Origin of the sequence: Pseudomonas multiresinivorans, assembly GCF_012971725.1 — a bacterium.
Classification (GTDB): domain Bacteria; phylum Pseudomonadota; class Gammaproteobacteria; order Pseudomonadales; family Pseudomonadaceae; genus Pseudomonas; species Pseudomonas multiresinivorans.
The window spans coordinates 5,232,420-5,258,761 of the sequence record NZ_CP048833.1 but is presented as its reverse complement, the minus strand read 5'-3'; the positions used below and the strand labels follow the sequence as shown (position 1 = coordinate 5,258,761).

At 66.7% G+C, this 26,342-nt stretch carries 23 protein-coding genes; 11 read left to right on the top strand and 12 right to left on the bottom strand.

Annotation, left to right across the window (positions count from 1 at the left end; all coding sequences use genetic code 11):
• Window positions 1-22: 22 nt before the first annotated feature.
• Both G4G71_RS24110 and G4G71_RS24105 read left to right on the top strand, forming a co-directional pair.
• Window positions 23-625, top strand: a complete 603-nt coding sequence (locus tag G4G71_RS24110; protein ID WP_169942777.1) for a DsbA family protein — start codon at window positions 23-25, stop codon at window positions 623-625.
• Window positions 618-2,411: an ABC transporter ATP-binding protein gene (locus G4G71_RS24105; RefSeq protein WP_169940749.1), complete on the top strand. Its 1,794-nt coding sequence runs from the start codon at window positions 618-620 to the stop codon at window positions 2,409-2,411. The genes G4G71_RS24110 and G4G71_RS24105 overlap by 8 nt, the downstream gene beginning before the upstream one ends.
• Here the strand turns inward: G4G71_RS24105 and G4G71_RS24100 are convergent, their stop codons facing one another.
• On the bottom strand, window positions 2,412-3,299 hold the full coding sequence (locus tag G4G71_RS24100) for a class I SAM-dependent methyltransferase (protein WP_169940747.1): 888 nt from the start codon (window positions 3,297-3,299) through the stop codon (window positions 2,412-2,414).
• Between the two features lie 129 nt (window positions 3,300-3,428).
• Complete coding sequence (locus tag G4G71_RS24095) at window positions 3,429-4,532, bottom strand: helix-turn-helix transcriptional regulator (protein ID WP_240964832.1); 1,104 nt, start codon at window positions 4,530-4,532, stop codon at window positions 3,429-3,431.
• A gap of 343 nt (window positions 4,533-4,875) precedes the next feature.
• Here G4G71_RS24095 and G4G71_RS24090 point away from each other — a divergent pair, with 343 nt between their 5' ends.
• Both G4G71_RS24090 and G4G71_RS24085 read left to right on the top strand, forming a co-directional pair.
• Window positions 4,876-7,335, top strand: coding sequence for an EAL domain-containing protein (locus G4G71_RS24090; protein WP_240964831.1), 2,460 nt, complete (start codon window positions 4,876-4,878; stop codon window positions 7,333-7,335).
• A 75-nt stretch (window positions 7,336-7,410) separates the two neighbouring features.
• Window positions 7,411-8,202, top strand: a complete 792-nt coding sequence (locus G4G71_RS24085) for an iron-containing redox enzyme family protein (protein WP_169940746.1) — start codon at window positions 7,411-7,413, stop codon at window positions 8,200-8,202.
• Between the two features lie 233 nt (window positions 8,203-8,435).
• Here G4G71_RS24085 and G4G71_RS24080 read toward each other — a convergent pair whose 3' ends face one another.
• The 3 genes from G4G71_RS24080 to G4G71_RS24070 all read right to left on the bottom strand — a co-directional run bounded on the left by G4G71_RS24080 (window position 8,436) and on the right by G4G71_RS24070 (window position 10,979).
• Window positions 8,436-9,392, bottom strand: coding sequence for a quinone oxidoreductase family protein (locus G4G71_RS24080; protein ID WP_169940744.1), 957 nt, complete (start codon window positions 9,390-9,392; stop codon window positions 8,436-8,438).
• Between the two features lie 34 nt (window positions 9,393-9,426).
• Window positions 9,427-9,588: a DUF1427 family protein gene (locus G4G71_RS24075; protein WP_081754002.1), complete on the bottom strand. Its 162-nt coding sequence runs from the start codon at window positions 9,586-9,588 to the stop codon at window positions 9,427-9,429.
• 623 nt (window positions 9,589-10,211) lie between these two features.
• Window positions 10,212-10,979 carry an AraC family transcriptional regulator gene (locus tag G4G71_RS24070; protein ID WP_169940742.1) on the bottom strand — a complete coding sequence of 256 codons (768 nt, stop codon included), beginning with the start codon at window positions 10,977-10,979 and terminating at the stop codon, window positions 10,212-10,214.
• 302 nt (window positions 10,980-11,281) lie between these two features.
• Between G4G71_RS24070 and hppD the strand changes: the two genes are divergently transcribed.
• The 4 genes from hppD to G4G71_RS24050 all read left to right on the top strand — a co-directional run bounded on the left by hppD (window position 11,282) and on the right by G4G71_RS24050 (window position 15,065).
• Window positions 11,282-12,364 carry a 4-hydroxyphenylpyruvate dioxygenase gene (hppD, locus tag G4G71_RS24065; protein WP_169940740.1) on the top strand — a complete coding sequence of 361 codons (1,083 nt, stop codon included), beginning with the start codon at window positions 11,282-11,284 and terminating at the stop codon, window positions 12,362-12,364.
• A 52-nt stretch (window positions 12,365-12,416) separates the two neighbouring features.
• Window positions 12,417-13,058 carry a maleylacetoacetate isomerase gene (gene maiA, locus G4G71_RS24060; protein WP_169940738.1) on the top strand — a complete coding sequence of 214 codons (642 nt, stop codon included), beginning with the start codon at window positions 12,417-12,419 and terminating at the stop codon, window positions 13,056-13,058.
• Window positions 13,059-13,170: 112 nt separating this feature from the next.
• Window positions 13,171-14,586 (top strand): amino acid permease, encoded by a 1,416-nt coding sequence (locus G4G71_RS24055; protein WP_169940736.1) that lies wholly within the window; start codon window positions 13,171-13,173, stop codon window positions 14,584-14,586.
• Between the two features lie 101 nt (window positions 14,587-14,687).
• Window positions 14,688-15,065: an MliC family protein gene (locus G4G71_RS24050; RefSeq protein WP_169940734.1), complete on the top strand. Its 378-nt coding sequence runs from the start codon at window positions 14,688-14,690 to the stop codon at window positions 15,063-15,065.
• A gap of 193 nt (window positions 15,066-15,258) precedes the next feature.
• Here the strand turns inward: G4G71_RS24050 and G4G71_RS24045 are convergent, their stop codons facing one another.
• Entirely contained in the window at window positions 15,259-16,053 is a 795-nt protein-coding gene (locus tag G4G71_RS24045; protein ID WP_226046570.1) for a nucleoside-binding protein, read from the bottom strand.
• Window positions 16,054-16,422: 369 nt separating this feature from the next.
• Between G4G71_RS24045 and arfB the strand changes: the two genes are divergently transcribed.
• Complete coding sequence (gene arfB, locus G4G71_RS24040; RefSeq protein ID WP_169940729.1) at window positions 16,423-16,836, top strand: alternative ribosome rescue aminoacyl-tRNA hydrolase ArfB; 414 nt, start codon at window positions 16,423-16,425, stop codon at window positions 16,834-16,836.
• Between the two features lie 278 nt (window positions 16,837-17,114).
• Here the strand turns inward: arfB and G4G71_RS24035 are convergent, their stop codons facing one another.
• From G4G71_RS24035 to glcD, 5 genes are all read right to left on the bottom strand, one after another.
• Window positions 17,115-18,803 (bottom strand): lactate permease LctP family transporter, encoded by a 1,689-nt coding sequence (locus tag G4G71_RS24035; protein ID WP_169940727.1) that lies wholly within the window; start codon window positions 18,801-18,803, stop codon window positions 17,115-17,117.
• Window positions 18,804-19,056: 253 nt separating this feature from the next.
• Window positions 19,057-19,455, bottom strand: a complete 399-nt coding sequence (locus tag G4G71_RS24030) for a heme-binding protein (RefSeq protein ID WP_024764357.1) — start codon at window positions 19,453-19,455, stop codon at window positions 19,057-19,059.
• Window positions 19,434-20,708: a glycolate oxidase subunit GlcF gene (gene glcF / locus G4G71_RS24025; RefSeq protein ID WP_169940725.1), complete on the bottom strand. Its 1,275-nt coding sequence runs from the start codon at window positions 20,706-20,708 to the stop codon at window positions 19,434-19,436. Before glcF ends, G4G71_RS24030 begins: the two co-directional genes overlap by 22 nt.
• Complete coding sequence (gene glcE, locus G4G71_RS24020; protein ID WP_169940723.1) at window positions 20,708-21,748, bottom strand: glycolate oxidase subunit GlcE; 1,041 nt, start codon at window positions 21,746-21,748, stop codon at window positions 20,708-20,710. The genes glcF and glcE overlap by 1 nt, the downstream gene beginning before the upstream one ends.
• Window positions 21,748-23,247 carry a glycolate oxidase subunit GlcD gene (gene glcD, locus G4G71_RS24015; RefSeq protein ID WP_169940721.1) on the bottom strand — a complete coding sequence of 500 codons (1,500 nt, stop codon included), beginning with the start codon at window positions 23,245-23,247 and terminating at the stop codon, window positions 21,748-21,750. The genes glcE and glcD overlap by 1 nt, the downstream gene beginning before the upstream one ends.
• A 228-nt stretch (window positions 23,248-23,475) precedes the next feature.
• On the opposite strand from glcD, the gene glcC reads away from it, so the two are divergent.
• Complete coding sequence (glcC, locus tag G4G71_RS24010) at window positions 23,476-24,246, top strand: transcriptional regulator GlcC (protein ID WP_169940719.1); 771 nt, start codon at window positions 23,476-23,478, stop codon at window positions 24,244-24,246.
• A 240-nt stretch (window positions 24,247-24,486) separates the two neighbouring features.
• On the opposite strand, the gene G4G71_RS24005 is transcribed toward glcC, so the two are convergent.
• Complete coding sequence (locus tag G4G71_RS24005) at window positions 24,487-24,906, bottom strand: MerR family transcriptional regulator (protein WP_169940717.1); 420 nt, start codon at window positions 24,904-24,906, stop codon at window positions 24,487-24,489.
• A 92-nt stretch (window positions 24,907-24,998) separates the two neighbouring features.
• On the opposite strand from G4G71_RS24005, the gene G4G71_RS24000 reads away from it, so the two are divergent.
• On the top strand, window positions 24,999-26,231 hold the full coding sequence (locus G4G71_RS24000; protein WP_169940715.1) for an NADH:flavin oxidoreductase/NADH oxidase family protein: 1,233 nt from the start codon (window positions 24,999-25,001) through the stop codon (window positions 26,229-26,231).
• Window positions 26,232-26,342 lie beyond the last annotated feature (111 nt).

The following is a 26,342-nucleotide window of genomic DNA, read 5'->3' as shown; positions in this document are numbered from 1 at the left end:
CCTGCTCTACGTGATGGACCCGATGTGCTCCTGGTGCTGGGGTTTCGCCCCGGTGGCCGGGAAGCTGGTGGAGCAGGCGCGCGCTGCGGGAGTGCCGCTGGCGCTGGTGATGGGCGGGCTGCGCACGGGGCAGGGCGCGGCGCTGGAACCGACCACCAGGCGCTACATCCTCGAACACTGGCATGCGGTGCATGACGCCACCGGCCAGCCGTTCCGCTTCGAGGACGCCTTGCCCGAAGGCTTCGTCTACGACACCGAGCCGGCCTGCCGCGCCGTGGTCACTGCGCGCCGCCTGGACGAAGACTGCGCCTGGGCGCTGGTCGGCGAAATCCAGCGGGCTTTCTACGCCGAAGGCCGCGACGTCACCCAGGCCGGCGTGCTCACCGAACTGGCCGAACAGGTCGGCCTGCCGCGCATCGAGTTCGCCGAAGCCTTCGACAGCCAGGACAATCACCTGGCGACCCTGGCGGACTTCTCCTGGGCCCGCGACCTGGGCATCGCCGGTTTCCCCACGCTGCTGGCCGAGCGCGATGGCCAGCTTGCCCTGCTGACCAACGGCTACCAGCCGCTGGGCGAACTCGCGCCGCTGCTGGAGCGCTGGCTGGAGCGCGGGCGGCATGCCTGAGCTGTCCGCTGACCGCCTGAGCTGGGCGGAGATTCGCCGGCTCGCTTTCCGCCATCGCAAGGCCCTGCTCCTCGCCAACCTGGTCGCCGTGCTGGCCACCGCCTGCAGCGTGCCGATCCCGCTGCTGCTGCCGCTGCTGGTGGACGAAGTGCTGCTGGGCAAGGGCGACGCCGCCCTGCAGGTGATGAACCACTGGCTGCCCGCCGGCTGGCACAAGCCTGCCGGCTACATCGGCCTGATGCTGTTGGTGACCCTGGTGCTGCGCAGCTGCGCACTGGTGTTCAACGTACTGCAGGCCCGGTTGTTCGCGCGGCTGTCCAAGGACGTGGTCTATCGCATCCGCCTGAGGTTGATCGAACGGCTCAAGCGCATCGCCCTGGGCGAGTACGAAACCCTGGGCGGCGGCTCGGTCAGTACGCACCTGGTGACCGATCTGGACACCCTCGACAAGTTCGTCGGCGACACCCTGAGCCGCTTTCTGGTAGCGCTGCTGACGCTCTGCGGCACCGCCGGCATCCTGATCTGGATGCACTGGAAGCTGGCGCTGCTGATCCTGCTGTTCAATCCGCTGGTGATCTTCGCCACGGTGCAGCTGGGCAAGCGGGTGAAGCACCTGAAGAAGCTGGAAAACGACAGCACCTCGCGCTTCACCCAGGCACTGACCGAGACCCTCGAGGCCATCCAGGAAGTACGCGCCGGCAATCGCCAGGGTTTCTTCCTCGGCCGCCTCGGCGTGCGCGCCCGCGAAGTGCGTGACTATGCCGTCGCCTCGCAATGGAAGAGCGATGCCGCCGGGCGTGCCAGCGGCCTGCTGTTCCAGTTCGGCATCGACCTGTTCCGCGCCGCGGCGATGGTCACTGTGCTGTTCTCCGACCTGTCCATCGGCCAGATGCTGGCAGTGTTCAGCTACCTCTGGTTCATGATCGGCCCGGTCGAGCAGTTGCTCAGCCTGCAATACGCGTATTACGCCGCTGGTGGTGCGCTGGCACGGATCAACGAGCTGCTGGCCCGCTCGGACGAGCCGCATTACGAGCACCGCCGCGATCCGTTCGCCGGGCAGAGCAGCGTCGGCATCCAGGTGCGCGACCTGAGCTTTGCCTACCGCGATGAGCTCGTGCTCGACGGTCTCGACCTGGACATCGCCCCCGGCGAGAAGGTCGCCATCGTCGGCGCCAGCGGCGGCGGCAAGAGCACCCTGGTGCAGTTGCTGCTGGGCCTCTACCAGCCGCAGTCCGGGACCATCCGCTATGGCGGCGCGGCACTGGAGGAGATTGGCCTGGACTGCGTGCGCGAACATGTCGCCGTGGTCCTGCAGCATCCGGCGCTGTTCAACGACACGGTGCGCGCCAACCTGACCATGGGCCGCGAGCGTGGCGACGAAGCGTGCTGGCGTGCGCTGGAAGTGGCGCAGCTGGCGGACACCATCCGTGCCTTGCCACAGGGGCTGGACAGCGTGGTCGGGCGCTCCGGCGTGCGCCTCTCCGGCGGCCAGCGGCAACGTCTGGCGATCGCCCGCATGGTGCTCGCCGAGCCGAAGGTGGTGATCCTCGACGAGGCTACTTCGGCGCTGGATGCCGCCACCGAATATGCCCTGCACCAGGCGCTGGAGCGCTTCCTCGAAGGCCGCACCACGCTGATCATCGCCCACCGCCTGTCCGCGGTGAAACAGGCCGACCGCGTGCTGGTGTTCGATGGTGGGCGCATCGCCGAGGACGGCGATCACCAGCAGCTGATCGCCGAAGGCGGGCTCTACGCTCGCCTGTATGGCCACCTGCAGCAGGGCTGATCAGCCGTAGCGCGTGACCTCGAGGAAGGCCACGCAGTTACCCAGGTCGTGGAAGACCCGCGCGCTGCCGATGTCGTTGTAGGGAATGCCCAGCAGCAGGTCGAGCAGCGACGCATCGGTGCGGTAGTGCGGGCGCCAGTCCAGCAGCCCTTCGAGGTAGGCGATGTCGGGCACGCCGGGCAGGAAGTTGCCCATCAGCAGGCGCCCGCCGGGCAGCAGGCGGGCGAACAGGTTGCGGGTCAGGTCGCGAGCGTCGTGGTCGTCGAGCACCTCGTACAGGCCGGGAGAGTAGATCAGGTCGAAATGGCAAAGCTCCTGGCGGCCGTAGAACAGCTCATCCAGGGTGCATTGCTGCGTCAGTACGCCGAGCGCGGCGTAGCTGGCCTCCACCGTCTGCAGCGACAGTGCCTGGGCGTCGAGGGCGACGAATTCGCGGAAGTGGCCATGGCGCAGCGAGCGCGCCAGTTCGACCTCGCGCAGATGCCCGCAGCCCACGCAGAGGATGCGGGCCTGGCCACTGAGCTGGTCGCAGCAGCGGTCGATCTCCCGTGCCAGCAATTGTCGGCGCGAGCGCAACGCGCGGGAGGCGGGGGCGGAGCTGGCGTAGCGGAACAGCTCCTCGGTCGGCCCGTCGGGCAGCAGCGAGTGCAGGGTGCTGTCGATGCCGTAGAGGTAATCCATCAGTACGGCATTGCCGGCGCCTTCGCCCATCGGCCGCTCGCGCCGCCGGGGGAATGGCAGTATGCGCGGAGCTTGCGCTGGCGAGGGGCTGTCCGTGGCGAGCGCCAGCAGGTCGGCCTCGCCATCGCGCAGGTGGCGCAGCTGTTGTTCGAGTTGTTCGATGGCCTCGCTTAGCGAGCCCGGATGCTGCTGAAAGCGATTGTCCATTCCATCCACCTGGGGTGCCCCGCTCAGTGAAATGAGTGCGCCAGTGGCGACTTGGCCGCTGACTCGTCCACTACCTTAGGGGCAGGTTGGCCCCGGGCCATCATCTGAATGAATGACGGCAGCGAAAAATCAGCGCTGTCCCAGCCGCACCAGCAGGCTGACCAGTTCGGCCTGGCGGCTGGTGCAGGTCTTGCGGAACAGCGCGCGCAATTGGCTGCGTACCGTATTGATCGAGGTGCCGAGCTGGTCGGCGCAGTGTTCGGGCGTCAGGCCGCGTACCAGCAGGGCGCCCAGGCGTTGTTCGGCCGGAGTGAGGCCGAACAGCTCGCCCAGCAGACCACTCTGGCGGTGCGCGTCGAGCAACGCCAGCAGCACCAGCGGGCGCTGGAAAGGCCGATTGAAGTTCGCCTCGGCAGGCACCGGGGTGACCAGCAGTTCCTGCCCGCTGCCATCGTCCAGCGACAGCCAGCCGGCCTTTGCCTTGCCGGTGCGCGGCGCGGCCTGGCGCACCAGGGCCTGGAGCCTCGTGTCGTGCTGGCGGCAGCGCAGGCGGCCGAAGACTTCATGGAACAGCCCGGCGCGCTGCCCGAGCCGTTGCCGCGCCGCCTGGTTGGCGTACAGCACGCGGGCGTTGCCCTCCAGCAGCCACAGCGACGTGGGGTGCTGGTCCAGCAGCAGGTCGCGGTGGGCCAGTTGCTGGCGCATCTCATCGATGCGGCCGAACATCCGCGCCGCGCGGGTCAGGTGCTCGCTCAGGCGGGTCAGCAGGGTCTGTTCCTGCGTGTCGGGATAGCGAGCGCCGAGGTTGGTCAGCACCGACAGGTAGACGCCGGAGCTGGCCTGTTCGTTGAGCTTGAGGCAGGACACGTTGTGCATGCCGTTGGGGCGCTGGAATTCCTGGTAGTACGGATCGCGGGCGATGCGCTGCGGGCCGTACTCCTCGCGGTCGTGGTACCAGTGGCCTACCGGGCGATGGAGCATGAACCCCTTGGACGGGTCGATGGTGCAGAACTCGCGGTTATAGGTCTCGATGGCGCCGGGATCGCAGAGGTTGATCTCGCTCGCCAGCGCGCCGCTCTCGGTCTGGTCCCAGAACAGCAGGGCACCCTGCTGGCGGCCGCTGGCGTAGATCAGCTCGGTGAGCAGCGGCAGCCAGTTGGCCTCGTCGAGCACGCACTCGTAGGTCAGGCCCACCAGCCGGTCGTACTGCATGTCCATATCCCGCTGTGGCATGGGCGCTCCATCGGTTGCTCGCGGATTGCACGGATCACCTTGCAGATTGCACTTTGCAGATTGCACGATCGACTGAGGTATGGCACATGGCCTTAGCTGTCGCAAGGCCACTAATCGGCTGCTTTTCGTGTCGCCTGCGCAGGCCCGATCCAGAGCCTTCGGCAGTGTTTTTCCGGCGGGAGGCCGGCCACCAGCCGACCAAGCGTCATGGCGCCTGGTTTGTGGATTTCCCGTGATCGGCTAGAAGTTAAGGAAGGGGCGGCCTGACAGAAAAGTCCCGGGGTGTTTCCTGACTGCACCCCTTGGCCTGCAAGGCATTGAAAGAAGGAAGTCGAAACTGGCTATGGATGCATTGGGACTGTTGCCGACCCGCCGTACGACGCGTCTGCTCAAGCTGGTCTGGCCGTTCATGGTCGTGGTCCTGCTGCAGACGATGATCGGCAGCGGCAGCTTCTTTATCCTCTCTGGCGTGCGCGCCTATGTCGGCGGCGAGAGCCTCTGGTCCAAGGGCCAGAAGGACGCCATCCACTACCTGCAGCTCTACGGCCAGAGCCGTGATCCGGCGGACTACGAGCGCTACCGCACCGCCATTGCCATTCCCCAGGGCGATCGCACCTTCCGTGCCGCACTTGACCTCAGCCAGCCCGACCTGGAACTGGCACGTGCCGGCGCCTTGCAGGGCGGCATCCATCCCGACGATGTCGGCGCCCTGATCTGGCTGTACCGCTACTTCCACGAGTACAGCTACTTCGACCAGGCGGTGAAGATGTGGATCATCGGCGACGCCTACCTCGACCAGCTGGAGCAGCTGTCCGACGAGATGAGCGCGAAGATCCGTGGGGGCGACGTTCGCCCCGGCGACCTGAGCTACTGGAACAGCCGCATCCAGGCTGTCAACGACGGCGTCACGCCGGCCGCCATGGCCTTCTCCGCAGCGCTGGGACAGGGCTCGCGGATGATCATGTGGGTGCTGCTGGTGGCCAACGGCCTGACCGGTCTGGCGCTGATCCTCCTGGCGGTCTGGCGCACGCGCAAGCTGCTGCACCAGCAGCGCGCCTTCGAAAGTGCCCTGGACACCGAGCGGGAGCGCGCGCAGACCACCCTGGCGGCCATCGGCGACGGCGTGGTCACCCTCGACGAACATGAGTGCATCGCCTACTTCAACCCCGCGGCCGAGCGCCTGATCGGCTGGGACAACTCCATGGCCGTCGGCCTGCCGCTGCGCTCGCTGCTGCGGGTGCTCGACGAGAGCTCCCAGGTCGAGGGCCTGCCGCTGGTCGGGCAGATCCTGCGTGGCGAGGTGGATGGCGGCAGCGAGACCAGCAAGCTGATCCAGCGCCTGGACGGCACCAGCGTGGCGGTGACCCTGGTGGCCACGCCGATCCATGCCGACGGGCGGGTGGTCGGTGTGGTGCTGGTGCTGCACGACATGACCCGCGAGCGCCAGTACATGGCCAGCCTGTCCTGGCAGGCGACCCACGACGCGCTGACCGGCCTGACCAACCGCCGGGAGTTCGAGTTCCGCTTGAAGCAGGCCCTGGAAAGCTCGTTGGATTCCCACGACCAGCATTCGCTGATGTACCTGGACCTGGACCAGTTCAAACTGGTCAACGACACCTGCGGCCACGCCGCCGGCGACGAACTGCTGCGCCAGGTCTGCTCGGTGTTGCAGCAGTGCCTGCGCGAAGGCGACACCCTGGCGCGCCTGGGCGGCGACGAGTTCGGCATCTTGCTGGAACACTGCCCGCCGGACATGGCGGTGCAGATCGCCGAGCGCATCCGCCTGACCGTGCAGGCGCTGCACTTCATGTGGGAGGGCCGCGGCTTCAACATCACCGTGAGCATCGGCGTGGTGCACATCTCTGCCATGCTGGTGTCGGTGGAGGAGGCGCTGCGCTGCGCCGACATGGCCTGCTACATGGCCAAGGAAAAGGGCCGCAACCGCGCGCAGGTGTTCCGCCCGGACGACACCGAGCTGTCCAACCGCGTCGGCGAAATGGCTTGGGTGCAGCGCATCCGCCAGGGGCTGGAGGAGGAGCGTTTCTGCCTCTTTGCCCAATCGATCTTCCCGGTCGACGACCGCGCGATGGAAGGCGCCCATGTCGAGCTGCTGCTACGCCTGAATGACGAGTGCGGCCGGCTGGTGGCGCCGATCAACTTCATCCCCGCCGCGGAACGCTATGGCCTGATGCCGGACATCGACCGCTGGGTGGTCGAGAACGCCTTCCGGACCCTGGCCGAGCGCAACGCCGAGGGCGGTTACGAACCGATCCACACCTGCGCCATCAACCTCTCCGGCGCGACCATCGGTGACGACACCTTCCTCGACTTCCTCCGCGAGGTTCAGCCGCGCTACGGCATCGAGCCGTCGAGCGTGTGCTTCGAGATCACCGAGACCAGCGCCATTGCCAACCTGGTCAATGCCACGCGGTTCATCCAGGAGCTCAAGGCGCTCGGGTACCGTTTCTCCCTGGACGATTTCTGCGCCGGCATGTCCTCCTTCGTCTATCTCAAGCACCTGCCGGTGGACTACCTGAAGATCGATGGCAGCTTCATCAAGGACATGCTCGAAGACCCCATCGACCGCGCCATGGTCCAGGTGATCAACCAGATCGGCCATGTGATGGGCAAACGCACCGTGGCGGAGTTCGTCGAGACGCAGGAAATCCTCGAAGCCCTGCGGGAAATCGGCATCGACTACGCCCAGGGGTACGGCCTGGCTCGGCCGCAACCCTTCAATCGCAGCTTCCTGCGTGAGACGCACGTCGCAGCCGTAGCAACCGACACAACCTCCGGACGGTGACGCGCAGCCTGTAGCGGACTAACCTGAGGCCTGATTTACCGGTGCTTGCATGGATCGACCAGCACGGAGCCTTGGATGAACGACACCTTTGTTCGCAGTGGGCCGCTCAAGGAACTTTCCAGTTATCCGCACTGGGCGCAACGCCTGGTGCAGGAGTGCGAGACCAGCCGCCTGGCGGTGGTCGGGCATCCCCTCTACGCGCGAATGCGCGACGGCCAGCTGAGCCGCCAGACCATGCGCGCCTTCCTCATCGGCGGCTGGCAGGTGGTCGAGCAGTTCCCCCTGTACATGTCCCACAACCTGCTCAAGACCCGTTTCGGCCGCAGCCCCGGCGAGGACATGGCGCGGCGCTGGCTGATGCGCAATATCCGCGTCGAGCTCAACCACGCCGACTACTGGGTGCGCTGGGCCGAGGCCTATGGCGTGACCCTGGCCGAGCTCAAGGCGCAACTCGTGCCTGCGGAGCTCCACGCCCTCGGCCACTGGTGCTGGCACAGCTGCGCCACCGAGGAACTGGCGCTGGCCATGGCCGCCACCAACTATGCCATCGAAGGCGCGACCGGCGACTGGTCGGCGCTGGTCTGCTCCACCGATGCCTACGAAAGCACCTTGCCGGCCGGCACCCGCAAGGACGCGATGCGCTGGCTGAAGATGCATGCCCGCTACGATGACGATCACCCATGGGAAGCCCTGGAGATCATCTGTACCCTCTGCGGCCCGCAGCTCGCCATGCCGCGCTGCCTGGCCCTGCGCGAGGCGATCTGCAAGAGCTACGGCTACATGCGCATGTTCCTCGACCACTGCCTGGCGCTGGAGCAGGCGCAGGGTGGGGCGCGGCGGGATTCTTCGATGAAGGCGGCGGGGTAGGGGCTGGTTGTGCTCCGGCGCAGGGGAATGCCCTCACCCCAACCCTGGCTGCGCGCCCCGCTCCTGAGGGAGAGGGGGCCGTTCGTAGCGGCCGGTGAAAGCCTCAGTCTCCTGAATCTTCTGCACCGACGTTCCGGTGAGCACCGGAGATGATCTTCCGCGCCGATCAGTCCCCTCTCCCTGCGGGAGAGGGCTAGGGTGAGGGGGCTTTCAGCGAACCGACAATCGAATCCTCACGGCACGAGAATGATCTTCTCGCTGCTGCCCTCGTTGATCTCGTGGTAGCGCTGCACACCCTCGCTCAGCGGCACTTCGCGCAGGCCGGTGGGCAGCGGCAGCCTGCCGTCGTCGAACCACTGGCCGAACTGGCGCAGCATCGCCGCGCAGGCAACCGTGTCGTACAGCAGCGAATTCACCCCCACCACCGAACCGCCGCGGCGGTACAGCGCCAGGGCCGGCAACTGCACATGGCCGTCCACCGGCGCGGCGATGATGACGATGCGGCCGAAGGTGGCCAGGGCGGAAACGGCAGCCGGCAGCCAGAAACCGGTGGTATCGAAGATCACCTCGGCGCCGCCGGGGAAATGTTCTTCCACCTGCGCCGCCAGCGTTTCCGCCGAGCCCAGCAAGAGGCTCGGGACGCCCTGGGCCTGCAGTTCCACCTGCGACTCGGCGCGCCGTACCGCGCCCAGCACCTGCGCACCACGGGCCTTGGCCAGGGAAATGGCCGCCGCGCCGACAGCGCCGGAACCGATCACCAGCAGGCGCGTACCCTTGCCGACCTGGCTGCGCTCCAGGGCGTCCCAGGCGGTGGTAAAGGGCACGCCGCAGCTGGCGGCCTGGGCGAAGCTCATGCGCTCGGGCATCAGCGCCACACCGCCGGCCGGGACGCTCATCAGCTCGGCGTGGCTGCCATCGCGACTGAAACCCAGGCCCCGGCCGGTGCCCCAGACGGATTTGCCCAGCAGCTCGGCCGGGCCCTTCACCACGGTGCCGGCGAAATCGCGGCCGGGCACGCGGGGCAGGGTGGTGTAGGGGAAGCGGCCGAGGACGTTCTTCACGTCGCTGGGGTTGAGGCCGGCGGCATGGACTTCCACCAGCACCTCGTCGGCGGCGGGCACCGGGTCGGCGATCTCGGTGAAGCTCAGGGCGGCGAGGTCGCCGGTGCGGTCGAATTGCAGGGCTTTCATGGCACGGGTCCTTGGCAAGCAGTGGGAGATGGGGTCAGTGGAACCAGCGGGTCAGCAGCGGCAGGGCGTTCTCGCCGATCTGCATGCCCAGCAGGCCGACCAGCGCCACCAGCGGCGGCGCTGGCGAACGGAAGTCTAGGAAGTGGTAGGCCAGGCCGACGGCAATGCCGATGGCCAGGGAGATCAGGTAGCTCATGTGTCCTCCGTGGATCGCTCCGGCGGCTGAGTGGGATAGGGGCAGTCTAGGGACTGCTGGAGGGCGTCGCCGGTCAGGGACTTCGGAATATCGGACAGATGTCGGCGGGGAGTATTGGATGGGCGTGCACCCGCGTAGGAGCGGACTTCGTCCGCGATGTGCCTGCCTCGCTCTGAAGTTTCCTGCGTCGCTTCGGCGTGTGCTGATGGATTGGGTTTCGCCTCTCGGCGAGTCCCTTTTGTCAAACGCCACAAAAGGAACCAAGAAGTCTTGCCCCTCCATCCGGTTTTTCGCCTAGGCGAAAAATTCCCTCGTTGAAGTGAAGTTTCAGGGGCACGCCACGACGGGCCATCCCTGGCCCATCGTGGCTCTCGCGGCATCCATGCCGCTCAACCCCTGAAACTCCGCTTCAACGAGGCCTTCTGAAAGGGGCATTCCGGAGTGCTTGGACGTTTCTCTGGAAGTCTTCTAGAAGCCGGAGCCAGAGCCGGAGCATGGAGCATGGAGCATGGAGCATGGAGCATGGAGCATGCTTTTCCTGTAGGAGCGAGCTTGCTCGCGAACCCGCCCCGTGCCGGCGCTGATCGCGAATCACGAAGAAGCGCCGTTCCCGAAACGATGCGTTACCGCGCGCAATACTCCGAAGGCGCCACGCCCAGCTCGCGCCGGAACATCTCACTGAAACTCCCCGGCTGATACCCCAAACCATGGGCAATCTGGCTCACCGCGACGCCCTCGTTGAGCTGCGCTACCGCCGTGGCCAGCTGCACCTGCCGCCGCCACTGGGCAAAGCCCATGCCCAGGCTGCGCTGGAACAGGCGGGCGAGGGTGCGCACGCTGGCGCCGGCATCGGCGGCGTGCTGCTCGAAGGAAATCTCCTGGCTCGGCTCGGCCATCACCGCCAGGCACAGGTTCAGCAGGCGGCGGTCGGAATCCTCCGGCAGCGGCACGCGCAGCAGCAGGCTGCGGGCGCGTTGCAGCTCCAGCACGGCCAGTTGCGACAGTGCCTGGTAGTAGTCGGTGTCCGGCTCGCGCTCGTGCTGCACCAGCGTGACGATCAGCTCGCGCAGCAGCCCGCCGACCTCGAACGCCTGCACCTGCTCGCCCAGCGAATCCGCCGTGCCCGGCCGCAGGTAGATGTTGCGCATCTGCAACTCGCTGACCACGCGGATGCCGTGGGGCACCTGCGGCGGCAGCCAGACGGCGCGATTGGGCGGCACCAGCAGCGCTTCGGAGGGCGTTTCCAGCCACATCACCCCGGACATCGCATAGAGCACCTGCCCCCAGTCATGGGAGTGCGGCTCGATGTGCAGGCCGCGCGGATAGCTGCGGGCAAGGGCGCGCAGAGAAGCCGGAGTGGCGTCGAAATCGGGAGGAGCGGCGCGGGCCATGTGACAATTCGGGCAGGGGAGATGGGCCGCATGGTAGCCGCCACGCGACGGCCTGACGAGTACGCGGCACTCGCACTGGCACGCCGACGCACCACCTTGTCACGAATTCTTTACGGTGCGGCGGCATGCCGCACGGGGCTTTGGGCAACGTAAGGATTTCTTGCCGCGCCGCGGCTCCCGTGGCCCTGGTAACGCCCCGCCGGTGGCTTGTTCCAAAGCCCCGCGACGGTTGTGATGAAGGCATTCCAAACGCTTGGGCGGCCCTGCGCCGAACCAGCCGATAACGACAACGAGGAGGCCGGATGAACGCCGTGACCAAGATCGAGCAGCACAACCCCATCGGCACCGACGGCTTCGAGTTCGTCGAATTCACCGCCCCCGACGCGAAGGGCATCGAGCAACTGCGCCAGCTGTTCACCGGCATGGGCTTCACCGAAACCGCCAAGCACCGTTCCAAGGAAGTCTTCCTGTTCCAGCAGAACGACATCAACATCGTGCTCAATGGCAGCCCCACCGGCCACGTCCACGAGTTCGCCAGGAAGCACGGGCCGAGCGCCTGCGCCATGGCCTTCCGGGTGAAGAATGCCGCCCAGGCCGCCGCCTACGTCGAATCCCAGGGCGCCAAGCTGGTGGGCAGCCACGCCAACTTCGGCGAGCTGAACATCCCCTGCGTCGAAGGCATCGGCGGTTCGCTGCTGTATCTCGTCGACCGTTATGGCGACAAGAGCATCTATGACGTCGACTTCGAATTCATCGAAGGCCGTAGCGCCACCGACAACGCCGTCGGCCTGCTTTGCATCGACCACCTGACCCACAACGTCAAGCGCGGCCAGATGGACGTCTGGTCCGGCTTCTACGAGCGCATCGCCAACTTCCGCGAGATCCGCTACTTCGACATCGAAGGCAAGCTTACCGGCCTGCTGTCCCGCGCCATGACCGCGCCTTGCGGCAAGATCCGCATCCCGATCAACGAGTCGGCGGACGACAAGTCGCAGATCGAGGAATTCATCCGCGAGTACCACGGCGAAGGCATCCAGCACATCGCCCTGACCACCGAGAACATCTACGAAACCGTGCGCCAGCTGCGCGCCAACGGCGTGGACTTCATGTCCACTCCGGACACCTACTACGCGAAGGTCGACAGCCGCGTCGCCGGCCACGGCGAATCGCTGAAGGACCTGCGCGAGCTCAGCATCCTGATCGACGGCGCGCCGGGCGATGACGGCATCCTGCTGCAGATCTTCACCAACACGGTGATCGGCCCGATCTTCTTCGAGATCATCCAGCGCAAGGGCAACCAGGGCTTCGGCGAGGGCAACTTCAAGGCCCTGTTCGAATCCATCGAGGAAGACCAGATTCGCCGTGGCGTGATCTCCGATCAGTAACTCGCAAGAAGGGTGGCCGCGCGCGTAGCGTGGCCACCCTCGGAGAACCGCCATGCTCACCCTGTATTCCTACTGGCGCTCCAGCGCCGCCTATCGTGTGCGCATCGCGCTCGGTCTCAAGGGCCTGGCTTACCGCCAGGTGCCGGTGCACCTGGTGAAGGACGGCGGCCAGCAGCACGCGGCCGACTACAAGGCGCTCAATCCCCAGGAACTGGTGCCGCTGCTGGTGGACGGTGATGCCCGCATTGCCCAGTCCCTGGCCATCCTCGAATACCTCGACGAAACCCATCCGCAACCCGGCCTGCTGCCGCGCGATGCGCTGCAACGTGCGCAGGTTCGTGCACTGTCCCTGCATATCGCCTGCGACATTCACCCGCTGAACAACCTGCGTGTGCTGCAGTACCTCAGCGGCCCGCTGGCGGTGGCGGACGAGGCGAAGACTGCGTGGATTCGCCACTGGGTCGAAACCGGCCTGCAGGCGGTAGAGGAGGGCGTTTCCAGCTGGAGCGGCCCGCTGTCCCTCGGCGAGCGCCCCGGCTACTTCGAGGCCTGCCTGATTCCCCAGCTGTACAACGCCCGTCGCTTCGATTGCGACCTCTCCGGCTGCCCGCGCCTGCTCGCCATCGCCGCGCGCTGCGAGCTCCTCGAAGCCTTCCAGCAGGCCGCTCCGGAGGTGCAGCCCGACGCCCAGTAACCCTGTAAACCAGCCTGCCCGCTCCACCGCTCTTTAGCCTTGCCTTGCCCGCACCGCCTGGCCACAAGCCGGGCGGCCGAATCCCGTCACAGATAAAAACAACAGGTGACGCATGACGCGTGAAACTCAACACGCAGGCCAGCTCCAGCGCGGCCTGAAGAATCGCCATATCCAGCTGATCGCCCTCGGCGGCGCCATCGGTACCGGGCTGTTCCTCGGCTCGGCCGGGGTGCTCAAGTCCGCCGGGCCGTCGATGATCCTCGGTTACGCCATCGCTGGCTTCATTGCCTTCCTGATCATGCGCCAGCTCGGCGAGATGATCGTCGAGGAGCCCGTGGCCGGCTCCTTCAGCCACTTCGCGCACAAGTACTGGGGCGGTTTCGCCGGCTTCCTCTCGGGCTGGAACTGCTGGGTGCTGTACATCCTGGTGGGCATGTCGGAGCTCACCGCGGTGGGCAAGTACATCCACTACTGGTGGCCGGACGTGCCGACCTGGGCCACGGCGGCGGTCTTCTTCGTGGTGGTCAACGCGATCAACCTGTTCAACGTGAAGGCCTTCGGCGAGGCGGAGTTCTGGTTCGCCATCATCAAGGTCGCCGCCATCGTCGGCATGATTGCCCTGGGCTGCTACCTGCTGGCCAGCGGCACCGGCGGCGAGCAGGCCACCGTGAGCAACCTGTGGGCCCACGGCGGCTTCTTCCCCAACGGCATCAGCGGGCTGGTGATGGCCATGGCGATCATCATGTTCTCCTTCGGTGGGCTGGAGATGCTCGGCTTCACCGCCGCCGAGGCCGACCGGCCGAAGCAGGTGATCCCCAAGGCGATCAACCAGGTGATCTACCGCATCCTGATCTTCTACATCGGCGCGCTCACCGTGCTGCTCTCGCTGACCCCGTGGGATAGCCTGCTGCAGACCCTCAACGCCTCCGGCGACTCCTACAGCGGCAGCCCCTTCGTGCAGATATTCTCGATGATCGGCAGCGGCACCGCGGCGCACGTCCTCAACTTCGTGGTGCTGACTGCCGCGCTGTCGGTCTACAACAGCGGCACCTACTGCAACGGCCGCATGCTGGTGGGCCTGGCGGAGCAGGGCGACGCCCCGCGCGCGCTGGCCAAGGTCGACAGCCGTGGCGTGCCGGTGCGCTCGCTGATGGTCTCGGCGGCGGTGACCTTCCTCGCCGTGCTGGTGAACTACCTGGTGCCGGCCCGCGCGCTGGAGCTGCTGATGTCCCTGGTGGTCGCCGCGCTGGTGATCAACTGGGCGATGATCAGCCTGGCGCACCTGAAGTTCCGCGCGCACATGGATGCCGAGGGCAAGCGCACCGCCTTCCGCGCGGTGGCTTATCCGGCGGCCAACTGGCTGTGCCTCGGCTTCGTGGTGTTCATCCTCGGCGTCATGCTGCTCACGCCGGGCATCCAGGTCTCGGTCTACGCGATCCCGGTGTGGTTGCTGGTGATGTACGGTTGCTATCGCCTCAAACGCCAGCCGGCTGCGCGCAGCAGCGCCAGCGCGGCGCTGGCTGACTGACGTGGCGGCCTGATCCTACGTTGGGTCGAGCCGCGCGCGATTGACCGCGCGGCCCGATCCTTCCTAGAGTGACCGGGCCATTTTTCGTCAGAGGGATACTCATGAAAAAAGCACTTTGGCTGCTCGCGGCGGCCGTGCCGGTCATCCTCGTCGCTTGCGGCGGTGAAGAGAAGAAAGCACCCCAGGTCGACGCGCTGGTCCTGCCCGGTGACGCCAAGCTGGATTCGCGCAGCGTCTCGTACAAGTGCGAGGACGGCCGCAAGATCAGCGTGCAGTACCTGAACAAGGGCGACAACAGCCTGGCCGTGGTGCCGGTGACGGACGCCTCCAGCCTGGTCTTCGCCAATGTCATCTCCGCCTCCGGCGCGCGCTATGCCGCTGGGCAATACGTCTGGTGGACCAAGGGCGAAGACGCGACCCTGTACAAGGACTGGAAAGGCGGCGAGCCCGCCGACGGTGTGGTCTGCAAGGAGCGTTGATTCTTCCTGTGACGCACGAACGAAAAAGCCCGGCACTGGCCGGGCTTTTTCATGGGCTGTCCGGGGAAGGATGGCCCGTAGGAGCGGACTTTGTCCGCGATCGGCTTCCGGCCGCTCCGAGCGGCGGTTGAACATCGCGGACAGAGTCCGCTCCTACGAGAATCCTATCTGGGTGCAGGCAGGAAAACGCGCGTCAGAAAGTGAATTCCAGGTTCACCGTCGGCGTCGAGGTACGGGTGCCACGCCCGCCATCCACGCCGAACTTGTTGTGCCAATACTCGTAGCCCACGCCCAGCCACAGGTTCGGCTGGCGCTTGGTGCCGGGCAGGGTGGCGAACATCAGCGAGGTACGGACCAGCGTTTCCGGCGCGGTGTCGTTGTCGTTGTAGTCCTCGCCCTTCTCCCCGGTGTAGTTCAGGAAGCCCTGGAACTTCGCACCGTGATCACCCAGCTGGAATGGCCGCAGCCAGGTCAGGTTGAGCATGTAGGTGGTGTCGAAGGTGTGGTCCGGGTGTTTCGCGTTGGGGATGCCGGAGTGGTTCTTCTCGCGGTAGTAGAACAGCGAGAGGTCCAGCACGCCGGGGCCGTTGAACTTGATGGTCGGGCCGAACACCAGTGCGCGCTTTTTCGCCGAGCCGAGGTTGTTGTTGCGGCTGGCATCGAAGCCGAAGGTGAAGGCGTGGTCCTTCACCAGGCCCTTGCCCTGCGGCAGGTCGAACACCCGCGAGGCGAACAGCTGGCTGCGGAATACCCCGTAGACCTCGCTGCTGCCGTGGTCGGTGCCCTTGCGCGGATCATCGCTGTCGGACTGCAGCACATCGAGGTGGAAGAAGTTGCTGCCGTAGCGGTAACCGTCGGCGTGGCTGAAGCTGAAGATGCGCTTGCTGATGTCGTGCGGGTTGTTCGGGTTGGTGAAGCCCTTGCCGTAGCGGAAGCCCAGCGTGTTGCTGGTCCATTCGAAGAAGCGATCGTCTTCGGCCTGCGCCATGCCCAGCGGGGCGAGCACCAGTGCAGTACCGAGGGCGAACCGGCGGCCGTTGCTCAGGCGGCGGCTGGAACGCGGTTGGGGGCGGGCGGCGCCAAAGGCCGTCGTCGCGGATGAAACCATGCTGCACCTCTGTCTTTTTCTTGTTTTTGTGGCTTGGGGGCCGGCGTCCCGCGGGAGGAACTGCGGTCGGTGACAGGCTGGGTTCTAATGGTGAATTGATGACATTGCAAGAAAAACTTGTACACAAGTTCGTATACAAAAATTGACGCGAAAGTCAGGAACGGGTGCTCCGCGGCGAACTAGATGGCTTGGGGACACCAACGGCGCTGCGCGGTATCCTGACGTTCATTTCCTCTTTGAATGCTTCCCATGCTGCAGATTTCCAATACCGTGCAGATCCCCGACGCGGAGATCGAGCTGACTGCCATCCGCGCCCAGGGTGCCGGTGGGCAGAACGTCAACAAGGTGTCCAGCGCGGTGCACCTGCGCTTCGACGTGCGCGCCTCGTCACTGCCGGAGTTCTACAAGGAACGCCTGCTTGCGCTCAGCGACCAGCGCATCACCAGCGACGGCGTGGTGGTGATCAAGGCGCAGCAGTTCCGTACCCAGGAACAGAATCGCGAGGACGCGCTCAACCGCCTGGCGGAGCTGATCCGCAGCGCCACGAAAGTGGAGAAGATGCGCCGCCCGACCAAGCCGACGCTGGGCTCGAAGACGCGCCGGCTGGAGGGCAAGAGCAAGCGGGGCAACATCAAGGCGGGGCGGGGGAAGGTGGATTACTGACCCGTTGGTTCGGCTGGACATTGGTGCTCGGGCGATTCCCTCTCCCCAGCCCTCTCCCAGGGGGAGAGGGGGCCGATTGTGCCGGCTGACAGCATGGTTTCATCCCGCTCCGAACAGTCCCCTCTCCCGCTTGAGGAGCGGGGCGCGTAGCCAGGGTTAGGGAGAGGGGCTCTTGGCCTTCGTAGGAGCGAGCTTGCTCGCGAACCGATTCCGCAGCGGGGGGTGGTTCGCGAGCAAGCTCGCTCCTACAGGTTCAACTCCTGCGCTAGCTCACTCCGTCAGTGCACCAACATCCCCGTGAACACATACGCCTGCGCCAGCGTGATCAAGCCGATGAACGCCGCGAAGATCAGGCTGTGCTTGACCGTGAAGCGGAACAGGTCCGACTCCCGGCCGACCATCCCGGTGGCCGCGCAGGCCACGGCGATCGACTGTGGCGAGATCATCTTGCCGGTGACTCCGCCGGTGGTGTTGGCCGCCACCAGCAGCGTGTCGCTCACGCCGAGCTGGTGCGCGGTGGTCGCCTGCAGCGAGCCGAACAGGGCATTGGATGACGTGTCCGAGCCGGTGAGGAACACCCCCAGCCAGCCCAGGAACGGCGAGAAGAACGGGAAGGCCGCGCCGGTTCCGGCCAGCACCAGCGCCAGCGTGGTGGACATGCCCGAGTAGTTGGTGACGAAAGCGAAGGCCAGCACCATGCCGATGGTCAGCACCGGCCATTTCAGCTCCAGCAGCGTATCGCGGAAGGTCGCCGCGCCGCTCTTGGAGTCGATGCGCAGGATGGCCATCGAAATCAGCGCCGAAATGAAGATAGCCGTGCCGCTGGCCGACACCAGGTCGAACTTGTAGATCGCCGGCATGGGTGTCGGGTTGGCGACGATAGGGGCGGCCTTCAGGACAAGCTGGTCGAGGTAGGGCACGGCAATCACCGCCACCCAGCTCTCCAGCGCGCCGCCGGGCAGGAACAGCGCCTTGAACGGCTTCATGGTCCAGATCGTCACCAGCACCGTCAGGATCAGGAACGGCGACCAGGCCTTGATGATCTGCCCCAGGCTGTACTGCGATTCCTGGCGCGGGCCGCCGCCGCCGAAGTTGCCCAGTGTCGCGCTGCCGTCGGCATTGATGCTGGAGAACTCCGTTTCGCGCAGGTTTACCGGTTGCCACACCCGCAGGAACAACGTCAGGCAGACCATGCTCAGCAGCGCGGAGGTGATGTCCGGCAGTTCCGGGCCGATGAAGTTGGAGGTGAGGAACTGGCTGATCGCGAAGGTGCCGCCGGCCACCAGCAGCGCTGGCCAGGTTTCGCGGATTCCGCGCCAGCCGTCCATCATCGCCACTAGCCAGAACGGCACGATCACCGACAGGATCGGCAACTGCCGCCCGGCCATGGCTCCGATCTTGAAGGCGTCCACGCCCGACACCTGCCCGGCGACGATGATCGGGATACCCAACGCACCGAAGGCTACCGGCGCGGTGTTGGCGATCAGGCACAGCCCTGCCGCATACAGCGGGTTGAAGCCCAGGCCGACCAGCAGCGCCGCGGTGATCGCCACCGGTGCGCCGAAGCCCGCCGCGCCTTCGAGGAACGCGCCGAAGGAGAAGCCGATCAGCACCACCTGCAAACGCTGGTCGGTGGTGATCGACAGTACCGAGCTGCGGATGATCTCGAACTGCCCGCTCTTAACCGTCAGCTTGTAGAGGAACACCGCCGCGACGATGATCCAGGCGATCGGCCAGAGCCCGTAGAAGAAGCCGTAGACCGCCGACGCCAGGGCCTTGTCCACCGGCATGTGGTAGACGAATACCGCGACCAGCAATGACAGCACCAGGGTGATCGCGCCGGCGACATGCCCCTTCAGGCGGAACACCGCCAGGGCGAGGAAGAAGAAGATGATCGGCACGAGGGCCGCCAGTGCCGACAGCCCGAGGCTGCCAAGCGGTGTGTAGAGCTGCTGCCAGGTTTGCATGGGGATTGTCCCTTGTTGTTGTGGATGCACACGGCAAAGCGTCAGCGGTGGATAACTCTCTTGGGTGGTGCGTTGGACGGCGGTCGGCGATGTGCCGGCGCCCATGGAAAAAGCCCCGGCACGCGGCGCGTAACGGGGCTTTTGAACAACGATGCGGGCAAGCTGTCGCGGGCGTCGCCGCCGGCTCGCTCGAAGCCGACGGCGACCGCAACCCGGCCGCTGGGCACCTGCCGCCAGAGCCGCGTGGACGACTTCACAGCGCCGCCACGCCTGCGCTGGCGACCTGCGCGTCCTCCCCGGCTTTCACCCCGGAGACGCCGACCGCGCCGATCACCTGGCCTTCGACGACAACCGGCACGCCGCCTTCGAGCGAAGTGATCAGCGGCGCACTGACGAAGGCCACGCGGCCGTTGTTGACCATGTCCTCGTAGCCCTTGGTCTCGCGCCGGCCCAGCGCCGCGCTGCGGGCCTTTTCGGTGGCGATGTAGGCACTGGCCGGGGCGCAGCCGTCGAGGCGTTCCAGGGCCAGCGGGTGGCCGCCGTCGTCCACTACCACGATGGACACCGCCCAGTGATTGCGCTGCGCCTCATCGCGGGCGGCGGCGAGGATGCGGCCGACCTCCTGCTGGGTCAGAACGGCTTTGTTGAGCATGCTTGCACCTCGCCTTGAGAGTGGGGTTGCGGCGCGTCGGCCAGCGCTTCCTCCACCAGTTCGATCCAGTGCCGAACTGGCGTGCGTCCCGCGCCGCCGAGATGCGTCTGGCAGCCGATGTTGGCGGTGACGATGACCTCGGGGTTACCGCTTTCCAGTGCCTGCATCCGGTTGTCGCGCAGCCGCCTGGACAGCGCCGGCTGAGTCAGCGAATAGGTGCCCGCGGAGCCGCAGCACAGGTGGCTGTCCGGCACGCCGGTGAGGCTGAAGCCCAGGCGCGTGAGCACGCTTTCCACAGCACCACCAAGCTTCAGCGCATGCTGCAAGGTGCAGGGGCAGTGGAAGGCCAGACGGCGATCGCCCTGCAGGTGCAGTTCTTCCAGCGGTTCGTCGCGCAGCACTTCGGAGAGGTCGCGGGACAGCTCGCTGATCCGCTTCGCCTTTGCGGCGTAGGCGGTGTCGCGTTCCAGCAGGTGGCCGTAGTCGCGGACGAAGGCGCCACAACCGCTGGCGGTCTGCACGATGGCTTCGGCGCCGGCTTCGATGGACGGCCACCAGGCGTCGATGTTGCGCCGGGCGCGGTCCAGCCCGTCGTCCTGGGCGTTCAGGTGATAGTCAACGGCGCCGCAGCAACCGGCATCCGCTGCCGGGATCACGCTGATACCCAGGCGATCCAGCACCCGCGCGGCGGCGGCATTGGTATTGGGGGAAAGTGCCGGTTGCACGCAACCTTCGAGCATCAGCATGCGCCGGGTGTGGCGTGGTTTCGGGCGCTCCACGGGCGGATGCGGATGGCGCGGCAGCTTGCTTTGCAGGCTTTCCGGCAACAATGGGTAGAAGGTCCGCCCGGCCTTGGCCAGCGCGCCGAACAGCGCGGCGTTCGGCACCACGGCGCGCAGGCCGCGACGCATCGCGCGCTCGCCGAAGGTTCGCGGCACCTGCTCCTCGACCACCGCGCGGCCGATGTCCAGCAGGTTGTGGTAATCCACGCCGGACGGGCAGGTGCTTTCGCAATTGCGGCAGCTCAGGCAGCGGTCCAGGTGTTCGCGGGTGCTGGCGCTGGGATCAACGCCTTCGAGCACCTGCTTGATCAGGTAGATGCGCCCGCGCGGGCCGTCCAGTTCGTCGCCCAGCAACTGGTAGGTCGGGCAGGTGGCGGTGCAGAAGCCGCAGTGCACGCAGGAGCGCAGGATACGCTCGGCTTCCTCGGCGCGCGGCAGGTGCCTGGCCTGTTCGCTCAGGTTGGTTTGCATCAGAGCTCCCTGTACATCCGGCCGGGGTTGAAGATGCCCTGTGGGTCGAGCTGCTGCTTGAGGTTGCGGTGATAGCGCAGCAGGGCGGCGGGCAGCGGGTGGAATACGCCGTCACCCGGTGCGTAGCAGGTGGCATGACCGCCGACTTCGGCGACGCTGTGGCGGATCAGCTCGGCGTCCGCGTCGGACTTCAGCCAGCGTTGCGCGCCGCCCCAGTCGATCAACTGTTCGCCCGGCAGGGACAGCGCCGGCGTTGCATTGGGCAGTGACAGCCGCCACAGCGTGCCAGGGCCGGCGAAGAAACTCAGGCGTTGCTCGCGCAGGTCCTGCCAGTAGCTGCTGTCGATCTCCTCGCCACCCAGGCGCAGGCGTGCGGAACACACGGAGCCTTCGCCGCCCTCCAGGCGTAAATACAGCGCCGTTCCGTCGTAGCAGGCGGCGGTGATCGGGATCGGTTGCGCGCCCCATTCCGCCAGTTCTCCCAGCGCCTGGTGAACGTCCATTCCCAGGCGCAGGCTGGCGCACATCCGGGGTTTGGGCAGCACCTTCATCGACACTTCGGTGATGAGCCCAAGGCAGCCGAAACTGCCGGCGAGCAAGCGGGAGAGGTCATAGCCGGCGACGTTCTTCATCACCTCGCCGCCAAAGCGCAGCAGCTTGCCGTGGCCGGTGATCACCCGCGTGCCCAGCACGTAGTCACGCACCGAGCCGGACCAGGGCCGGCGCGGGCCGGAGAGCCCGGCCGCGACCATGCCGCCGAAGGTCGCCGTGGAATAGTTTGGTGGCTCGCAGGGCAGCATCTGCCCGGCGGCCTCCAGCGCCGCTTCGATCTCCGCCAGCGGCGTGCCGGCGCGGGCGGTGAGCACCAGTTCGGTCGGGTCGTAGCTGACGATGCCGCAATGGGCGCGGGTATCCAGCTCCATGCCGTTCACCGGGCGGCCGAGGAAGGCCTTGCTGTCACCGCCGCGAAGGCGCAGCGGCGTTCGAGCGTGGAGCGCTTGGTTCACCTGTTCGAGCAGGTCGGCGCTGGCATCGGCCATCAGAAACGCTCCAGGTCGGGAAAGGGCAACTGGCCGTGGTGCACGTGCATGGCGCCGAATTCGGCGCAGCGGTGCAGGGTTGGGATGTTCTTGCCGGGGTTGAGCAGGCGGTCCGGGTCGAAGGCCGCCTTCACCGCATGGAACAGGGTCAGTTCGTCGCTGTTGAACTGCGCGCACATCTGGTTGATCTTCTCGCGCCCCACGCCGTGCTCGCCGGTGATGCTGCCGCCCACCGCCACGCAGAGTTCGAGGATCTTGCCGCCGATGGCCTCGGCGCGCTCCAGCTCGCCGGGCACGTTGGCGTCGAAGAGGATCAGCGGGTGCATGTTGCCGTCGCCGGCATGGAATACGTTGGCCACGCGCAGGCCGAACTCCTTTGATAGCTCGGCGATGCCATGCAGCACGCGCGGCAGCTCGCGGCGCGGGATGGTGCCGTCCATGCAGTAGTAGTCCGGGGAGATGCGCCCCACCGCCGGGAAGGCGTTCTTGCGCCCGGCCCAGAAGCGCACGCGCTCGGCCTCGTCGCAGGCCAGCCGCACATCGGTGGCGCCGGCCGCGCGCAGCACGCCGTCGACGTGTTGGCAGTCGTCCTGCACATCGGCTTCCACGCCGTCCAGTTCGCACAGCAGGATGGCCGCCGCGTCCACCGGGTAGCCTGCGTGGATGAAGTCCTCGGCGGCGCGGATCGACAGGTTGTCCATCATCTCCAGTCCGCCGGGGATGATGCCGGCGGCGATGATGTCGGCCACCGCGCGGCCGGCCTTTTCCACCGAATCGAAACTGGCCAGCAGCACCCGCGCGACCTGCGGCCGGGGCAGCAGCTTGACGGTGACCTCGGTGACGATGCCAAGCATGCCTTCGGAGCCGGTGAACAGGGCCAGCAGGTCGAAGCCGGGGCTGTCGAGGGCGTCGCTGCCCAACGTCAGGTGCTCGCCTTCGACGGTGAGGATGTCCACCTTCAGCAGGTTGTGCACGGTCAGGCCGTATTTGAGGCAATGCACGCCGCCGGCGTTCTCGGCGACGTTGCCGCCGATGGAACAGGCAATCTGCGACGATGGATCGGGCGCGTAGTAAAGCCCGTGCGGCGCGGCGGCCTGGGAGATCGCCAGGTTGCGCACGCCTGGCTGCACGCGGGCGAAGCGGCCGGCGGTGTTCACTTCGAGGATGCGGTTGAAGCGCGCCATGACCAGCAGGATGCCTTTCTCCAGCGGCAGCGCGCCGCCGGACAGGCCCGTGCCCGCGCCGCGCGCCACCACCGGCACCTGGCGCGCATGGCAGAGCTTGAGCAGCGCCTGCACCTGCTCGATACGCTCGGGTAGCGCCACCAGCATCGGTACGGTTCGGTAGGCGGAGAGACCGTCGCACTCGTAGGGCTTCAAGTCTTCGGCGCGGTGCAGCAGTTCGAGGTCGGGCAGTGTCGCGCGCAGCTCGGTCAGCAGGGCGGACTTGTCGACGGCAGGCAGCGCGCCGTCGACGCGCTCGTCGTAGAGGATATTCATGGGCCACGGTGCTCTGATCTTGTTATTGGACGAGCCCGTCAGGCGGGCTTCATGAGCCACAGCGCCGTGAACATGCGGCCGCCGCTTCGCGGGCGTCCATCGGCTTTCGTACTGGTCCTACCAGTTGTTGCGTGCCGCTGCGCTGGAAAGGCCCAGTCATGGCGGCTAGGGTTGATGGGCACGAGGCAGGTGGATACCTGCTGGTCCTACCAGTTGTGGAGCCGTTCGATGACCAGCATCCAGCAGGGCAAGCAGCGCGTCGCCGACCAGGTGGCGGAAAAGATCGAGCGCCTGATCGTCGACGGCGTGCTCAAGGTCGGCCAGGCGTTGCCGTCGGAGCGGCGCCTGGTGGAGAAGCTCGGCTGCTCGCGCTCGGCGTTGCGTGAAGGGCTGCGCGCGTTGCGCGGACGCGGCATCGTCGATACCGAGCAGGGGCGCGGATCGTTCGTTGCCGACCTGACCGGCGCCGACGACGTCTCGCCGCTGATGCACCTGTTCCGCTCGCAGCCGCGCACGCTCTACGACCTGCTGGAAGTGCGCGCTCTGCTGGAGGGCGAGTCCGCCCGGCTGGCCGCCCTGCGCGCCACGGAGGTCGATCTGTTGCTGATCGGCCGGCGCTTCGAGGAAATGCATGCGGCTTTCGACGAGCCGCAACCGCTGGACCCACGCGAACACGCCCGGCGCGACCATGCCTTTCACCAGGCGATCAGCGAGGCCTCGCACAACCCGGTTCTGGTGCACACGCTGCAATCGCTCAACGAACTGATGCTCAGCACCGTGTTCGCTTCGGTGAACAACCTCTACAACCGCCCGCCGCAGAAGCGCCAGATCGACCGCCAGCATGCGCGGCTGTATCGCGCCATCGTCGAGCGCCAGCCGGAACAGGCCCAGCGCGCCGCCCGCGAACATATCCACGGCGTGCGCGACAACCTGCGGGAGATCGAGCAGGAGGAGCAGCGGCTGGTGCGGGCGACCTTGCGACTCGAGGGTTGGAAATAGCGCCGGCAATGCCGGTACTTCCGCCTTGCGCGGAGCCTTTTTGTAGGAGCGAGCTTGCTCGCGAACGATGTTCCAGGCAGCTCCGACGCGAAACGGTTCGCGAGCAAGCTCGCTCCTACAGGTGAATCGGACGGATTACCTGTTCCCGGTCATGCGCCCTGCGGTTCTCGGCGAACGGTGCTCTCAGGCAGCTCCGGGGCCAGGCGGTTCGCGAGCAAGCTCGCTCCTACAGGTTCCGCGTCAGCGCCGCGCCTTGCGCTCGCGCATCTCCGCCAGCATGCGTTCGGCATTCGCCGCGCAACCCATGCCCTCGGGCTTGTTCTCGATACCCTCGATCACTTCGAGCAGGCGTAAACGGTTCTGCTGCAGCTGCCGCTCCATCGCCTCGATCTCCGCGACCTTGCGGCGCAGGCCGGCGACCAGTTCGCCGTGGCCGTTCTCGATGGGGTTGGAGTGCGGCAGCAGGCTGCGGATTTCCTCCAGGGTGAAACCGGTCTGCTGGGCGCTGCGGATGATTTCCAGCAGGTCGAGGGTTTCTGCCGGGTACTCGCGGTAGCCGTTGGCCAGGCGGCGGGCCGGGGCGATCAGCCCGCTGGCTTCGTAGAAGCGGATGCGCGAGGGGGCGAGGCCGCTGAGGCTGGCCAGTTCACCGATTTTCATGCTGGGCTCCGAAAGGGGCTTGACCTTGAAGTGAACTTTAAACTTAACCTCGCTGCCGTCACAACCCATCAGGACAACCTCGGAGCCTTGCCATGTCGCCCTTCCAGCCCCTGCGCCTGCCCAACGGCGGCGAAGTCCCCAACCGTATCGCCAAGGCCGCCATGGAGGAGAACATGGCCGACGCCGACCAATCGCCCTCGGCCGCGCTGCTGCGCCTTTACCAGGCTTGGGCGGACGGCGGCGTCGGCCTGATCCTCAGCGGCAACGTGATGATCGACGGCCGCGCCATGACCGGCCCCGGCGGTGTGGTGCTGGAAAACGATCGGCACCTGGAGCGCTTCCGCGAATGGGCACGCATCGGCCGTTCCCGCGGCGCGCAGTTCTGGCTGCAGCTGAACCACCCCGGTCGCCAGGTGCAGACCAACCTCGGCCAGGGCGCCATCGCGCCGTCGGTGGTGCCGCTGGAGATGGGCAAGTTCTCCAAGCTGTTCGCCGTCGCCCGCGAGATGACCGAGGCCGATATCGCCGAGGTGATCCGGCGCTTCGTCCGCGCTGCGCAGTTGTCCGAACAGGCCGGCTTCACCGGCGTGCAGATCCACGCCGCCCACGGTTATCTGCTCAGCCAATTCCTCTCACCGCTGGCGAACAAGCGCCAGGATCGCTGGGGCGGTTCGCTGGAAAACCGTGCGCGGTTGTTGCTCGAGGTCGTGCGTGCGGTGCGCGCCGAGGTGTCGCCGGAGTTCTGCGTGGGGGTGAAGATCAACTCCGCGGACTTCCAGCGCGGCGGCTTCGACGCCAGCGACGCGCGCCAGGTGATCGAGTGGCTGAACGACGAGAAGGTCGACCTGGTCGAGTTGTCCGGCGGCAGCTACGAGGCGCCGGCGATGCAGGGTGACGCCCGTGACGGTCGGACCCTGGCGCGGGAAGCCTACTTCCTCGAATTCGCCCGTGAGATGCGCGAGGCGGCGCGCATGCCGCTGATGGTCACCGGCGGTATTCGGCGCCTGCCGGTGGCGGAACAGGTGCTGGACAGCGGGCTGGACATGGTCGGCATCGGCACCGCCCTGGCGCTGGAGCCGCAGCTGGTGCTGCACTGGCAGCGCGGCAGCCAGACCCAGCCGCAGTTGCCGCCGATCCGCTGGCGCTCCAAACCGCTGGCGGCGCTGGCCTACATGGCGCTGGTCAAGTTGCAGTTGCACCGCATCGGCGCCCACCGTGCGCCCAACCCGCAGGCCTCGCCGTGGCGCACGTTGGTGATGGAGCAGTGGCGCACGCTGCGCCGGGCCAAGCAGCACCGCCGCTGGGCGGCGCGGCAACCTGGTTGATCGGAGCGTAGGGGCGGACTCCGTCCGCGATGTCTGATCGTCCGCTCTGAGGATGATCCTGGCGATGGGATCAGCCGATCGCGGACGGAGTCCGCTCCTACAAATTCCTGG